Raw genomic sequence first — 14,162 nt, 5'->3', positions numbered from 1 at the left:
TTGCCCCCATAGGCCGCCGCACCAATTGTAAGGAAGGTGAACGCTAAAAGCGGTTTCCAAGGGCGATTTCGCAGTCTCAAGGCATAGTTCCGCTTTGGCGATATGATCGCTGTAACGGGTCAGGTCTTGCCAAGGTGTTAAGTGGATTGGCCGCGCATAGGTTCAAAGCCCGTCTGCCACACCCCGACGCACCGGCCCCCAGCCACGGCAAAGCCGCGGCTGTGACGTCGAACGACACGCGCGCACCTGATGGCCCGCGCGACTCTGAGGAGTTCTTGGCGGCCGCTGCGCCGCCTCTGGCGAATTGGCGCTCCGCTTGCTGCGCAATGCTCGCTCTAATTCGCGGGCGGCTGCTGGTACTGCACCACCTCGAACTCGATTCCGTCGCGGTCGAAAAAATAGAAACTCTGCGGTCCCGGATCATATGCGCCGTGGTTGAACGGCTCGAAACCCTCGGCCACCACCAGCGCTTCGGCGGCGTCCAGATCGTCGACCGCAATGCCGATATGGTTCATCGGTGCACCCTTGGCGAACCCGCCCGTCACTTGCGGATTGGAATAGATCGCCAGATAGGCCTCATCGTCGCCCAGATGGATCGTGTAGCCGCCGTTCATCGCCGGGCCTTCCCAGCGCCGGTGCCAGCCGGTCAGCCCCTCCAGGAATCGCGCGGTGCGATCCGCGTCGCTGACCGAGATATTGACGTGCTCCAATCTGCCTTTTGCCATGATGGCCTCCTTGTTTTGCGTTTCGGATGCCGCCATCCTGCGACCTCAAGCTTACTTGAGATCAAGGTCCGATTTGCCTATCACTCTGATCGATGAATCCGAACGATCTGCTTTCCATCGGCGAACTCGCCCAGCGCACCGGCCTGTCCGTGTCGGCCATCCGCTTTTACGAAGAGAAGGGGCTGGTCGAAGCACTGCGAACCGGCGGCAACCAGCGCCGTTTCCTGCGCGCCGACATCCGCCGCCTCAGCTTCATCCTGATCGCGCAGCGCCTCGGCCTCTCGCTTGGTGAGATTGCCGAGGCGATGGCGTGCCTGCCGCATGGCCGCACCCCCAATGCGCAGGACTGGGCGCGCATCAGCGGCGCGATCCGCACGCGCATCGACGACCAGATCGCGCGGCTGGAAAAAATACGCGAGGATCTGGACGGCTGCATCGGCTGCGGCTGCCTCAGCCTGAAAAGATGCGCGCTCTACAATGCAGGCGACAAATGGGCCGAAGGCGGCGCGGGGCCCAGAGTCCTCAGATAATCACGCGTACTCCGCTAGTAACGCGTGCTCCGATAGTCCCGGGCAGCTTTTACTGTCCTACACCGCCGCACTGGGCCAGTCTCCCGCCCGGCAGCCCATCGCCGCCAGCTCTTTCAAACCGTCCGTTTTTCTCCGCACCCCCGGCGTGTCACCTTTCGCCGCCATGCCCAGCATTTCCGAGGGTTTGATCAGGGTTACAGCCTGTGTAGGACCTGTCACCTTTGTCACTTTTCGCGCCCGAACCGCACCCGCCCTGCCGCTATTCCTCAACCGTTCTGCCGCGAGACAGGCTCCCACCCGTTTCAGGATGCCCTTTTCAAACCGCCCCCTGCCGGTTAGGGGCTTGGCAAACTTTCATAATGCCCAGCCTTTCGGGTCCAGTTTTTAGGCCCAGTTTTTTCAGGCCAAGTTTTTTCAGGGAAGCGCCAAAAGCATGACCGAAGCCACGCTCATCCTCGTTCGCCACGGCCAGTCGCAATGGAACCTGGAAAACCGCTTCACCGGCTGGTGGGACGTCGACCTCACCGAAAAGGGTGAGGCAGAGGCAGTCGCGGCGGGCAAGCTCATGCTGGAAAAGGGCGTGCTGCCGACGGTGGCCTTCACCTCGCTCCAGACCCGCGCGATCCGCACCTTGCACATCGCGCTCGACAATGCAGGCCGCTCGTGGATCCCCGAGACCAAGAACTGGCTGCTGAACGAGCGTCACTATGGCGGCCTCACCGGTCTGAACAAGGCCGAGACCGCCGAAAAGCACGGCGAGGACCAGGTGCATATCTGGCGCCGCAGCTTCGACACCCCGCCGCCGCCGATCGAAAAGGGCAGCCAGTACGATCCGGGCAACGATCCGCGCTATGCCGGCATCGACGTGCCGCTGACCGAGAGCCTTAAGGACACCATCGCCCGCGTCCTGCCGTTCTACGAAGCCGAAATCGTGCCGCAGCTGAAAAAGGGCGAGACGGTCATCGTCTCGGCCCACGGCAATTCGCTGCGCGCCCTGGTCAAGCATCTGTCGGGCATTTCCGACGATGACATCACCGGCCTCGAAATCCCGACCGGCCAGCCCATCGTCTATCCGTTCAAGGACGGCGCGCCGTCGGGTGAGCGGGCCTATCTGTCGGAAGGCTGATCGATGAAGCCACGGGTCGCCATCGTGATGGGCAGCCAGTCCGACTGGCCGACCATGAAACACGCGGCCGACGCGCTGGACGCGCTGGGCGTGGCGCATGATTGCCGCATCGTGTCGGCGCACCGCACCCCGGCGCGCATGGTCGCCTTTGCAGAGGGCGCCGCGGACGAGGGTTTCAAGGTGATCGTCGCGGGTGCAGGCGGCGCGGCGCATCTGCCCGGCATGATCGCGGCGATGACGCATCTGCCCGTTCTGGGCGTGCCGGTGCAGTCGAAAGCGCTGTCGGGGCAGGATTCGCTGCTGTCGATCGTGCAGATGCCCGGCGGCGTTCCGGTCGGCACGCTGGCCATCGGCGAAGCGGGGGCGAAAAATGCGGGGTTATTGGCCGCGTCGATCCTTGCCACCGGCGACGAAGCGCTGGCAGAGCGGCTGAAGGCATATCGCGCGGAGCAGACGGCCTCCGTGGCAGAACGTCCCGTGGACAATAACCAAGGCTGATGACGAGCGCACCCCTCCCTCCCGGCAGCACCATCGGAATCCTGGGCGGCGGCCAGCTTGGCCGGATGCTGGCGATGGCGGCGGCGCAGCTTGGCTATCGCTGCCACATCTACGCGCCCGAGGCCGAAGGGGTGGCCGCCGATGTCGCCGCCGAATCGACCAGCGCCCCCTATGAGGATGCCAGCAAGCTGGCCGAATTCGCGGCGCGCTGCGATGTCGTCACTTACGAGTTCGAGAACGTGCCCGTCGAGCCGCTCTCCTCTCTTGGCAAGGTCCCGCTGCGGGCCCCGGTAAAGGCGCTGGAAATCGCGCAGGACCGGCTGGCCGAAAAGCGTTTCGTCGAAGGCCTGGGCGGCACTCCCGCCCCCTTCGCGCCCGTCGATGACGAAGCCGGTTTTACCGCCGCGCTGGATGCCATCGGGACGCCGGGCATCCTCAAGACCCGGCGCGACGGCTATGACGGCAAGGGGCAGTGGCGGATCATGTCGCCGCGCGATGCCGAGGACCTGACATTGTCGGGCAATGCGCTGATCTACGAAGGCTTCGTGAATTTTGCGGCTGAGTTCTCGGTGATCCTCGTGCGCGGACTCGACGGCGAGATCCGCTTCTGGGACAGCGCACAGAACGATCACAGCTCAGGCATCCTGTCGCGCTCCACCGTTCCGGCAGGCGCAGACGTCGCGGCACAGGTCCCGGCAGCACGCGAACTGGCGGGCAAGGTCGCCGAGGCGCTGGGCTATGTCGGCGTACTGACGCTGGAATTCTTTGCGACCGCCGATGGGCCGGTCTTCAACGAAATGGCCCCGCGGGTGCACAATTCGGGCCACTGGACGATCGAGGGCGCGCGGACCAGCCAGTTCGAGAACCATATCCGCGCGATTTGCGGCCTGCCGCTGGGGCTGACCGACACAATCGTGCCCGCGGTGCGCATGGACAATCTGATCGGGGACCAGGCCAATGACTGGCTGAGCCTGCTGCAGGATCCCGCCAATCATCTGCATCTCTACGGCAAGGGAGAAATCAATCCCGGCCGCAAGATGGGCCATGTGACCCGGCTGCTGACGGACGGGCACGGCTGAACATGGAAGGAATGCCGCGATGACGGGACCCGAACTCTTCCTCGTCTTCGCGCGCGCGCAGAATGGCGTGATCGGGCAGAACGGACGCCTGCCCTGGCATATTCCGGCCGATCTGGCGCATTTCAAGCGGCTGACCATGGGGACGCCGATGATCATGGGCCGCGCGACATATGATTCGCTTCCGGGCGTGCTGCCGGGCCGCCGCCATATCGTGCTGACCCGCGATCCCGAATGGAACGGCGAGGATGCCGAGGTTGCGCATGATTTCGACAGCGCGATCCATCTGGCCAATGCCGCGCGGATCGCGGTGATCGGCGGCGCCGATGTCTTCCGGCAAGCCCTGCCGCTCGCCCGCCGGATCGAGATGACCGAGATCCACCGGGATTACGACGGCGATGTCACCATGCCCCCACCGCCTGCCGACGAATGGGAGGAAGTGGGCCGCACCGACTGCCCTGCCGAGGGTAATCGCCCCGCCTATAGTTTCGTCACCCTGCGCCGCCGGACCTGATCCGCTGCGGCTTGAGGCTGACAGCAGGCCCGACTAGACCCTCGCGTTCGATGATTCGCCTGTCCTCCCAAGACCCGATGCCACAGGGTTTGCGCGGTGCCGTGATTGCGCTGGGCAATTTCGACGGCGTGCACCGCGGCCACCAGCAGGTCATCGCGCAGGCCCGCGAACTTGCCAGAAATAACGTGCCGCTGATCGTGGCGACCTTCGATCCGCATCCCGTGCGCTATTTCGCGCCCGATGTTCCGCCGTTTCGCCTGACTTCGCTGGATCAGCGCGAGGAGCTTTTCGCAGGGCTCGGCGCCAGCGCCATGCTCGTCTTCGGTTTCGACCGGGCATTGGCCGAAACCTCGGCAGAGGATTTCATCGATCGCATCCTGGTGGAAAGGCTTGGCGCGGGCGGCGTCGTCACCGGCCACGATTTCACCTTCGGCAAGGGCCGGCGCGGCAGCATCGACATGCTCCGCGATCGCTGCGCGGCGCTGGGCGTTGCGACGCGAATAGTGTCGGCAGTGGAAGAAGGCGGAGAGGTCGTGTCCTCGACCCGCATCCGCAAGTCGCTGGTCGAGGGCAATCCCGTCGAGGCCGCCCGCCTGCTGACCCGCCCCTTCGCCATTCGCGGCGAGGTGATCCATGGCGCTAAGCTGGGGCGCAGCATCGGCTTTCCCACCGCGAACCTGCTGATGGGACCCTATCTGCGCCCCAGGTTCGGGATCTATGCCGTCACCGGCCGCGTGCTGACCGGCCCGATGGCGGGCGGCCCCTTGCTGAAAGGCGCGGCGAATCTGGGCGTGCGGCCCAGCTTCGATCCGCCGACCGAATTGCTGGAGCCGTTCTTCTTCGACTTTCAGGGCGATCTCTATGGCCAGACCATCGAAGTCGCGCTTTGCCGCTTCATCCGGCCCGAAGAGAAATACGATACGCTTGACGCGCTGAAGGACCAGATTGCGCGCGACTGCGACGAAGCGCGGCGGTTACTGACCGATATCGAGGGCTGAATTATCGGCCCCGCCGCATTCCCGCTCTTTCAACCGAGGCGGCTTCGGGCTAGTGCGCGGCGGTTATGACTGACAAGCGCGATTTCAAAGACACGGTTTTCCTGCCGAAGACCGATTTCCCCATGAAAGCCGGACTCCCTGCCAAGGAGCCCGCGATTCTGGCGCGCTGGCAGGAACAGGATATTTACGCCCAGCTGCGTGAGGCGCGTAAGGGGCGCGAGACCTTCGTGCTGCACGACGGCCCGCCCTATGCCAATGGCGACATGCATATCGGCCATGCGCTGAACCATGTGCTGAAGGACATGGTGGTCCGCACCCAGACACTGCTGGGCAAGGACGCGCCCTATGTGCCCGGCTGGGACTGCCACGGCCTTCCGATCGAATGGAAGGTGGAAGAGCAGTACCGCAAGAAGAAGAAGAACAAGGACGAGGTTCCGCAAAAGGAATTCCGCGCCGAATGCCGCGCCTATGCCGCGCATTGGGTGGACGTACAGCGCGAGCAGTTGAAGCGGCTAGGCATCAATGGCGACTGGGACAAGCCGTATCTGACTATGGACCCTGATGCCGAGGCGACCATCGTTTCGGAATTGCTGAAGTTCGCCACCAGCGGCCAGCTTTATCGCGGCGCCAAGCCGGTGATGTGGTCGCCGGTCGAAAAGACCGCGCTGGCCGATGCCGAGGTAGAATACGAGGACATCACCTCGACCCAGATCGACGTGGCATTCGAGATCGCGGAGTCGCCGGTTGCGGAACTGGTCGGCGCGCATGCGGTGATTTGGACGACGACGCCTTGGACGATCCCGGTCAACCAGGCTTTGGCCTATGGGCCGGACATCGAATATGTCGCCTACAAGGTCGATGGCCGCGTCATCCTGATCGGAAGCGAGCCCACGCTCGCGAAAAGCGTGTTCGCCCGCCTGTTCGACAGCACGCCCGACAAGTCGACCGACATCGTCTGGCGCGGATTGGGCGCCGACCTATCCGGCACCAAGGTCCGCCACCCGATGCACCACCTCGGCGGGTTCTATGCCGAGCTGCGCCCCATGCTGGCGGGCGACTTCGTCACCACCGACAGCGGCACCGGCCTTGTCCACATGGCGCCCGATCATGGCGAGGACGATTTCGACCTCTGCAAGGCGAACGGCATCAATCCGAAATTCGTGGTCGAAGGCGATGGCCGCTACCGCGAGGACTGGCCGTGGCTGGGCCGTGATGACGAACGCAACATGTCGGTCATCAATCCCAAGTTCAACGCGCCCGACGGTCCGATCTGCTCCGACTTGCGCGAGGTTGGCGCTCTCCTCAGCGCATCCACGGACTATCAACACTCTTATCCACATAGCTGGCGGTCCAAGGCCAAGGTCATTTTCCGCTGCACGCCGCAATGGTTCGTGTCGATGGACAGACCCGGCATGGTGGAGATCGCCGACAACCGCGCCGAACAGCGCTGGGAAAACGAGGGCGGCCTGCCAGAACCGAAAGGCACCCTGCGCGAGGCTGCGCTACATGCGATTGCCAGTACGCGGTTCGTTCCGGAAAAAGGCCGTAACCGTATCGGTTCGATGGTCGCCGGACGTCCCGACTGGGTCCTCTCGCGCCAGCGTGCATGGGGCGTGCCGATCACGCTGTTCGTCCACCGCAAGACCGGCGAATATCTGGTCGATCCTGCCGTCAACGAACGCATCGTCGCCAAGATCCGCGAACAGGGCGTCGACGGCTGGGACGAGGAGAACGCCGCAGAACTGCTCGGCACCGACTATAATCTCGACGATTACGAGCGGGTCACCGACATTCTCGACGTCTGGTTCGATTCGGGCAGCACCCACGCTTTCGTGCTGGAAAGCGGCAAGTGGCCCGAACTGAAATGGCCCGCGGACCTTTATCTGGAGGGCAGCGACCAGCATCGCGGCTGGTTCCAGTCCTCGCTGCTGGAAAGCTGCGGCACGCGGGGCCGTGCGCCCTATGACGCGGTGCTGACCCATGGCTTCACCATGGATCCGAAGGGCATGAAAATGTCCAAGTCGCTGGGCAATACGATCAGCCCGCTGGACGTGATGCGCGATTTCGGTGCGGACATCATCCGCCTGTGGGCATTGTCGGTCGACTATACCGAGGATCACCGCATTGGCCCCGAGATCCTGAAGGGCGTCGCGGACCAGTATCGCAAGCTGCGCAACACGTTCCGCTATCTGCTGGGCGCGCTCGACGGTTATGACGGCAGCGACGCGCCCGAAATCGCCGATTTTCCTGAGCTTGAGCGCTATGTGCTGACGCTGCTGAGCGATCTAGACGCCAAACTGCATCGGTGCGTCAATGATTTCGACTTCAACGCCTATACCCGCGCGCTGGTCGATTTCTGCAACGAAGACCTGTCGGCGTTCTTCTTCGATATTCGCAAGGACTGCCTCTATTGCGACGATCCGGCAGATGCGAAGCGCCGGGCCTATCGCGCCACGCTCGACATATTGTTCCAGGCGCTGGTCCGCTATACCGCGCCGGTGCTGGTGTTCACGGCAGAGGAAGTCTGGAGCACGCGCTATCCCGATGAGGGGAGCGTCCATCTGCTGGAATGGCCCAAAATCGCGCTTGCCGAACCGCTTCGCGCCGACAAGGCCGTATGGGCAAAGCTGCGCGACCTGCGGGAGGATGTGAACGAGGCGATCGAACCGTTCCGCCGCGAAAAGACCATCCGCTCAAGCCTCGCCGCCGAAGTCACCGTGCCCGAGGGGGCCGTTCCGGCGGGCTTCTCCGACGACGACCTCGCAGAGCTGTTCATCACAGCGACAGTGACGCGCGGGCAGGGCGAAAGCGTGATCGTAACCCCGACCGACATGGCCAAGTGCGGCCGCTGCTGGCGTCACCTGCCCGAAGTGGCGGAAGACGGCGATGCCTGCGACCGCTGCGAGAGCGTGGTATCGTCGATGGAGGCGGCATGAGTCTCGGTTCGCGCTTCAATGCCGACCGGCGGCTGGGCCTGATCGTCGCGGCGGTCATCGTCGCGCTCGACCAGGCGGTGAAGGCGATCCTGCTGGGTCCCGTGAACCTGTACGAGCGGCAAGTGATCGAGGTGCTATCCTTCTTCGATCTGCGCTATGCGACCAATCCCGGCGTGTCCTATGGCATGTTCGCGGCCGAAAGCCTTGAAAGCCGGATCGCCCTGTTCGCGGTCACCAGCCTGATCTCGCTGGGCGTGCTGGTCTGGATGTTCTTTGAAAAGAAGCGGGGCGACATCCTCGCGCTGGGGCTGATTCTGGGCGGGGCGGTCGGCAATCTTATCGACCGGTTCCGCCTGACCCATGTGATCGACTATGCGGATTTCCATATCGGCGACTGGCGGCCCTTTGCCGTGTTCAACCTGGCCGACGTGGCGATAACCCTCGGCGTGGTCTTGCTGCTTGCCCGCACGCTGTTCATACGCGACAAGAACGGCGACGAGTCCGGCCCCGAAAATGGCCCCGCGCCCGGCAAGGACAGAACCGCACAAGTTTCGGCCCATTCGGCCACGGAGTAATTGACGATGCGTATCAAGCCCGCCCTTCTCGCCCTGCCCGCGCTGGCCATGCTGGCCGGCTGCGGCGGCGGCCTGAACCTGTTCAATCGCGATCGTCCGGATGAGATGGCCGTGTCGCGTCAGGCGCCGCTGGCCGTGCCGCCCGATTTCGCGCTGACCCCGCCCGAACCGGGTGCGCCGCGTCCGCAAACGCCGGGTGCCAGCCAGCAGGCGATGGACGCGCTGTTCGGCGGCCCCGCCCCGCGCAGCGGCGTCGAGACCAGCGCCGTCAGCAATGCGGGCACCGCCGATCCGGCGATCCGCTCGGCAGTCGGCGATCCCGATACCAATACGGTCGAAAAGGGACAGCTCACCCGCGACATCGTGGCAGCGCCCGAAGGCGACGGCCGCGATTCGCAGACCGTCATTCCCGGCTAAGTCAGGCTTGCGCTTCGGCGGCGGGCCTCGCCGCGCCGCCGACGCTCTCGACCAGCAGCTTGTCGATCCGGCGGCCGTCCATGTCGACGATCTCGAACCGCCAGCCCTGCTCGACGAAGCTCTCGCCCTCGATCGGCAGCTTTTTCAGCACCCACAGCACATAGCCCGCCGCGGTCGCGAAATCGCGCGGTTCGGGCAGATCGATGCCCAGCCGGTCCGCCATGCGGTCGGCAGGCAGCGCGCCCGACACCAGCAGTGATCCGTTCTCGCGCTCGACCAGCAGCGGATCGTCGCCTTCGTCGGAATGCGACACAAAGCTGCCGACCAGCGCGGCCAGCAGATCCGCCGGCGTGACGATCCCTTCGAAGTGGCCGTATTCGTCATGGACGAAGGCCATTGCCACATCGCCGCGCTGCATGATGCGCAAGGCGTCGAGCGCGTCGATCTGGTCGGGCAGGATCTCGGCCTTCTTGATCAGGCGCGTCATCTGCGGCTTGCGCCCCTTAAGCAGCACGGCCAGCAGGTCGCGCACCTTGACCACCCCGATCACGTCATCGACCGATCCCTGCGCCACGGGCAAAAGCGAGTGGGGTGACTTTTCGATGATCTTGCGCATCTCCTCGACCGTGGCGCGGCGTTCCAGCCAGTCGATCTCGGTCCGGGGGGTCATTAATTCGCGTACGGGCCGTTCGGCAAGACGCAGAACCTCGGCCATGATCGATTGTTCGGTTTTCTCGATCGCACCCGACCGGGTCGCCTCGCTGATGATCAGGTGAAGCTCGTCGGCGGTCACGCCCGCATCGCGCTGCTGGCGTATACCGATAAGTCGCAGCAAGCCATCTGTGCTCTTGTCCAGCAGCCATACGACGGGCGCTGCGACTCTGGCCAAGATCGACATCGGCGGGGCAGCAAGCGAGGCGATCTTTTCCCGGCCTCGCAAGGCGATCTGTTTGGGCGCGAGCTCGCCAACCGTCAGCGAGAAATAGGTGGTGAGCACGATCACCACCGCAAATCCCAGCTCGTCGGCAAGTTCGGCGTCAATCCCCAGCGCCGCGAGGCGTTCGCCCACCGGCTGGCCCAGGCTGGCCCCGGAATAGGCGCCAGCGACGATCCCGATCAGCGTGATGCCGATCTGCACGGTCGACAGGAATTTGCCCGAATCGGCGGCCAGCGCCAGTGCCGCTTTCGCACCCTTGCTTCCATCTTCGGCCATCTTGCGCAGCCGTGCGGGCCGCGCCGACACGATGGCCAGTTCGGACATCGAGAACAGGCCATTCAATACGATCAGCCCCGCTATGATAACAAGGTCGGACCAGGGGAAAGGAGACAAGGAAATCTCGGCATGGAGTTGAGACGGATTGCGGAGACCGGCGATTAGCGGCAATCATGTCCCGCCCGCAAGCAATAGCGTTGCATCGCGGCAAGGGTGAACGGGAACGCAGCTGTCATATCACGCGTTTATCGCAGTGGCTGATCCGCTGTCGCACCGGGATCGAGGAGTGATGCGATAAGCGGACGCAACAGAGAAGAGGACCGCAATCCCATGAAGAACCGTTTTTTCGCTACCGCGCTTGTCGCAACATCGCTGGTAAGCCTTTCGGCTTGTGTCACCGACCCCAACACGGGTGAGCGCAAGGTTTCGCGCACCGCGATCGGCACCGCAGGCGGCGCAGGCCTTGGCTATCTGCTGGGCGACATCATCGGCGGCAAGACCGCACGCATCATCGGTGCCGGCATCGGCGGCGCTGCGGGCGGCGTCGTCGGGTACAAGATGGACCAGCAGATCAAGGAGCTGAAGGAAGTGACCGCCGGTACCGGCGTCGAGGTCGAGCAGGAAGGCGACTACATCAATTTGAACCTGCCCAATGGCGTCACCTTCCCGGTCAACAGCAGCGAGATCTCGCCCAGCTTCCGCAACACGCTGGACGGTATCGCGCAGTCGCTGGTCAACTATCCGGACAGCCTGATCGACGTGTACGGCTTTACCGACAACACCGGGACCGATGCGTATAACCTTCAGCTGTCGCAGCAGCGTGCCCAGGCGGTTGCCAACTATCTCAGCTATCGCGGTGTTCCCTCGTCGCGCATCGCGACCAAGGGCTTTGGCGAAGATCCCAACTATTTCGTCGCCAGCAACGACACCGAGGAAGGCCGCGCGATGAATCGCCGGGTTGAAATCAAGATCCTTCCGATCAGCCAGCAGGACGTGCAGGCCGCACAGGGCAACTGATCGGATTGCCAGATGAGAAATGGGGGCTTCGGCGATTGCGATCGCCGGAGCCCTTTTCCTATGCCGGGCGGCTGCGCAATTGCGCGTCGCGGCCATGCAGCCATTGGCTCGCCTCGAGATGGATCATCGGTGCGCTCGCAAGAACGCCCTTGGCGCGGGGATCGGGCTTGTTGAAGACCAGCGGCTGGCCGACCGCGTCGGTGACCACAGCCCCCGCCTCGCGCGCTATCAGTGCTGCGGCACCGATGTCCCATTCGAAACCCAGCCGGGTGCTTGCCGCCAGATCGGCCTCTCCGCTGGCCACCAATGCTATACGCAAGGCAATCGAATTGGGCTTTGGAACGGCGACGAGCGGCGATAGCGGGTGGGCATTATCGGCAGGAATGCGCGCGCCCTCCAGCGCATCGCGGGAACTTGCATGCAAAGCCAGGCCATTGCGCCGTGCACCACGCCCGGCCTCGGCGGCCCACAACTCGTTGCGGGCCGGCGCCGCTAGCCGCGCGATCAGGGGGCGTCCGTTGCTGATAAGGGCAACCGAAACCGCCCACCCCGAACGCCCGCGCAGGAAATCGCGCGTTCCGTCGATCGGATCGACCAGCCACAACAGGCCGCCGCCGACTCGGTCGGGATTGTCGGCGGTTTCCTCCGAAAGCCAACCTGCAGAAGGCAACAATTCCCGAAGCGCCCCAGCCAGAAAGCGATTGACCGCAAGATCGGCCGCGCAAACCGGAGTGTCGTCATCCTTGTGCCAGGCCGTCGTTTCATTGCCTGCGCCCGGAAACTCGGCCATCGCGATATTTGCGGCCTCGCGCATGATCGCGTCGAATCGGGTGTAATCAAGCATGCGATCGCTCTTTTGGCACAGCATGGCAGCAGGTGCGAATGAAGATGACACCGACATGGATTGCTAATGCTTCGCAAAGTCTGGCAACATTGCGCCTGGCACCCCTTTTTAGGCATAAAGCGGCCTTTTCAAGTCGGCGCGGCTATGCTTAGACGCGTGGCAAGCGAACCCTTCCTACAGCGGCGCACGTGCCGCACAGGCATTGGCGAGGATAATTTCGATGAACATCCACGAATACCAGGCAAAGGAACTGCTGGCCAAATACGGCGTCGGCGTTCCCACCGGCTATGCGGCCCTGACGGTCGAGGAAGCGGTCGAGGCGGCCAAGAAGCTACCGGGACCGCTGTATGTCGTAAAGGCGCAGATCCACGCCGGCGGCCGCGGCAAGGGCAAGTTCAAGGAACTGGGCCCCGACGCAAAGGGCGGCGTCCGCCTTGCCAAGAGCATCGATGATGTGAAGGCCGATGCAGAGGACATGCTGGGCAATACGCTCGTCACCGTGCAGACGGGTGACGCGGGCAAGCAGGTCAACCGCCTGTACGTCACGGATGGCGTCGACATTGCCGAGGAATATTACCTGTCGATGCTGGTCGACCGCGCAACCGGCCGTATCGCGCTGATCGTCTCGACCGAAGGCGGCATGGACATCGAGGAAGTCGCCCATTCGACTCCCGAAAAGATCACCACGATCACCATCGACCCGGCCTCGGGCTTCCAGCCTCACCATGGCCGCGCCGTGGCCTTCGCGCTGAAGCTGCAGGGCGATCTCAACAAGCAGGCCCAGAAGCTGTCGAAGCAGCTTTACGAAGCCTTCCTCGCGCTCGATTGCGAGATGCTCGAGATCAATCCGCTGGTCGAGACCAAGGATGGCAATCTGCTGGTGCTCGACACCAAGATGAGCTTCGACGGCAATGCGATGTTCCGTCATCCCGATGTCGCCGAACTGCGCGACATCACGGAAGAGGACCCGGCGGAAGTCGAGGCTTCGGAATACGACCTCGCCTACATCAAGCTCGACGGCAATATTGGCTGCATGGTGAACGGCGCCGGTCTCGCCATGGCGACGATGGACATCATCAAGCTGAACGGGGCGTTCCCGGCCAACTTCCTCGACGTCGGCGGCGGCGCCACGACCGAGAAGGTGACCGCGGCGTTCAAGATCATTCTTTCGGATCCTGCGGTCGAGGGCATCCTTGTCAACATCTTCGGCGGCATCATGAAGTGCGACATCATCGCCGATGGTATCGTCGCGGCGGCCAAGGAAGTGAACCTGCAGGTTCCCCTCGTCGTCCGTCTCGAAGGCACGAATGTCGAGAAGGGCAAGGAAATCCTCGCCAATTCGGGCCTGCCGATCGTGCCTGCCGACGATCTTGGCGACGCGGCGCAAAAGATCGTGGCCGAAGTGAAAAAGGCGGCCTGATTCGATTTCAAGTGAATGTGTTCGGAAGGGGGCCTGCGTGCCCCCTTCTTCTTATGTCCGTCCGCCCTTCCCTGCATCGGGCCGACTGCCGACGATGCATTACGCATGCATCCTTTGCTTGACGTAATGGTAAGCATTGCCCAAATTGCCAGTTAATTGTTGCGGCACGTCTGGCTAAGGAATTTGCCGCATAAGCTATCGATGGGAGTGTCCAAGCCATGAAAGCGCTAGTCCCGGTAAAGCGGGTGATCGATTACAATGTGAAGCCGCGCG

14 protein-coding genes are annotated in these 14,162 nt (G+C 63.4%); 11 read left to right on the top strand and 3 right to left on the bottom strand.

Going from position 1 to position 14,162, the window contains the following annotated elements; genetic code table 11:
• Positions 1 to 335 precede the first annotated feature (335 nt).
• Positions 336 to 725 carry a VOC family protein gene (locus AC4FIJ_RS03385; protein ID WP_490335307.1) on the bottom strand — a complete coding sequence of 130 codons (390 nt, stop codon included), beginning with the start codon at positions 723 to 725 and terminating at the stop codon, positions 336 to 338.
• Positions 726 to 817: 92 nt separating this feature from the next.
• Here AC4FIJ_RS03385 and soxR point away from each other — a divergent pair, with 92 nt between their 5' ends.
• The 9 genes from soxR to AC4FIJ_RS03340 all read left to right on the top strand — a co-directional run bounded on the left by soxR (position 818) and on the right by AC4FIJ_RS03340 (position 9,395).
• The gene (gene soxR, locus AC4FIJ_RS03380; protein WP_490335306.1) at positions 818 to 1,255 is read left to right on the top strand and encodes a redox-sensitive transcriptional activator SoxR; all 438 of its coding nucleotides are present in this window, start codon (positions 818 to 820) and stop codon (positions 1,253 to 1,255) included.
• 433 nt (positions 1,256 to 1,688) lie between these two features.
• The gene (gene gpmA / locus AC4FIJ_RS03375) at positions 1,689 to 2,381 is read left to right on the top strand and encodes a 2,3-diphosphoglycerate-dependent phosphoglycerate mutase (protein ID WP_490335305.1); all 693 of its coding nucleotides are present in this window, start codon (positions 1,689 to 1,691) and stop codon (positions 2,379 to 2,381) included.
• 3 nt (positions 2,382 to 2,384) lie between these two features.
• A complete protein-coding gene (gene purE, locus AC4FIJ_RS03370; RefSeq protein ID WP_490335304.1) occupies positions 2,385 to 2,879 on the top strand; it encodes a 5-(carboxyamino)imidazole ribonucleotide mutase in 495 nt (164 codons plus the stop codon).
• Positions 2,879 to 3,958, top strand: coding sequence for a 5-(carboxyamino)imidazole ribonucleotide synthase (locus tag AC4FIJ_RS03365; RefSeq protein ID WP_490335303.1), 1,080 nt, complete (start codon positions 2,879 to 2,881; stop codon positions 3,956 to 3,958). The genes purE and AC4FIJ_RS03365 overlap by 1 nt, the downstream gene beginning before the upstream one ends.
• Positions 3,959 to 3,977: 19 nt before the next feature.
• Positions 3,978 to 4,469 carry a dihydrofolate reductase gene (locus tag AC4FIJ_RS03360; protein ID WP_490335302.1) on the top strand — a complete coding sequence of 164 codons (492 nt, stop codon included), beginning with the start codon at positions 3,978 to 3,980 and terminating at the stop codon, positions 4,467 to 4,469.
• A 50-nt stretch (positions 4,470 to 4,519) separates the two neighbouring features.
• The gene (locus tag AC4FIJ_RS03355; protein WP_490335301.1) at positions 4,520 to 5,467 is read left to right on the top strand and encodes a bifunctional riboflavin kinase/FAD synthetase; all 948 of its coding nucleotides are present in this window, start codon (positions 4,520 to 4,522) and stop codon (positions 5,465 to 5,467) included.
• A 65-nt stretch (positions 5,468 to 5,532) separates the two neighbouring features.
• Complete coding sequence (ileS, locus tag AC4FIJ_RS03350) at positions 5,533 to 8,403, top strand: isoleucine--tRNA ligase (protein ID WP_490335300.1); 2,871 nt, start codon at positions 5,533 to 5,535, stop codon at positions 8,401 to 8,403.
• The gene (lspA, locus tag AC4FIJ_RS03345; RefSeq protein WP_490335299.1) at positions 8,400 to 8,978 is read left to right on the top strand and encodes a signal peptidase II; all 579 of its coding nucleotides are present in this window, start codon (positions 8,400 to 8,402) and stop codon (positions 8,976 to 8,978) included. Before ileS ends, lspA begins: the two co-directional genes overlap by 4 nt.
• A 6-nt stretch (positions 8,979 to 8,984) precedes the next feature.
• Complete coding sequence (locus AC4FIJ_RS03340; protein ID WP_490335298.1) at positions 8,985 to 9,395, top strand: DUF3035 domain-containing protein; 411 nt, start codon at positions 8,985 to 8,987, stop codon at positions 9,393 to 9,395.
• A 1-nt stretch (position 9,396) separates the two neighbouring features.
• Here the strand turns inward: AC4FIJ_RS03340 and AC4FIJ_RS03335 are convergent, their stop codons facing one another.
• Positions 9,397 to 10,725, bottom strand: coding sequence for a hemolysin family protein (locus AC4FIJ_RS03335; RefSeq protein ID WP_490335297.1), 1,329 nt, complete (start codon positions 10,723 to 10,725; stop codon positions 9,397 to 9,399).
• Between the two features lie 213 nt (positions 10,726 to 10,938).
• Between AC4FIJ_RS03335 and AC4FIJ_RS03330 the strand changes: the two genes are divergently transcribed.
• A complete protein-coding gene (locus tag AC4FIJ_RS03330; RefSeq protein ID WP_490335296.1) occupies positions 10,939 to 11,625 on the top strand; it encodes a YiaD family glycine zipper/OmpA-like lipoprotein in 687 nt (228 codons plus the stop codon).
• Positions 11,626 to 11,683: 58 nt separating this feature from the next.
• On the opposite strand, the gene AC4FIJ_RS03325 is transcribed toward AC4FIJ_RS03330, so the two are convergent.
• Complete coding sequence (locus AC4FIJ_RS03325; protein ID WP_490335295.1) at positions 11,684 to 12,469, bottom strand: 3'(2'),5'-bisphosphate nucleotidase CysQ; 786 nt, start codon at positions 12,467 to 12,469, stop codon at positions 11,684 to 11,686.
• A 220-nt stretch (positions 12,470 to 12,689) separates the two neighbouring features.
• On the opposite strand from AC4FIJ_RS03325, the gene sucC reads away from it, so the two are divergent.
• Positions 12,690 to 13,889, top strand: coding sequence for an ADP-forming succinate--CoA ligase subunit beta (gene sucC / locus AC4FIJ_RS03320; RefSeq protein WP_490335294.1), 1,200 nt, complete (start codon positions 12,690 to 12,692; stop codon positions 13,887 to 13,889).
• The last annotated feature ends 273 nt before the right edge of the window (positions 13,890 to 14,162 follow it).

The organism is Croceicoccus sp. (assembly GCF_983967925.1).
Note: the sequence above shows the minus strand (reverse complement) of the source record. Positions and strands in the feature narration are given on the sequence as shown.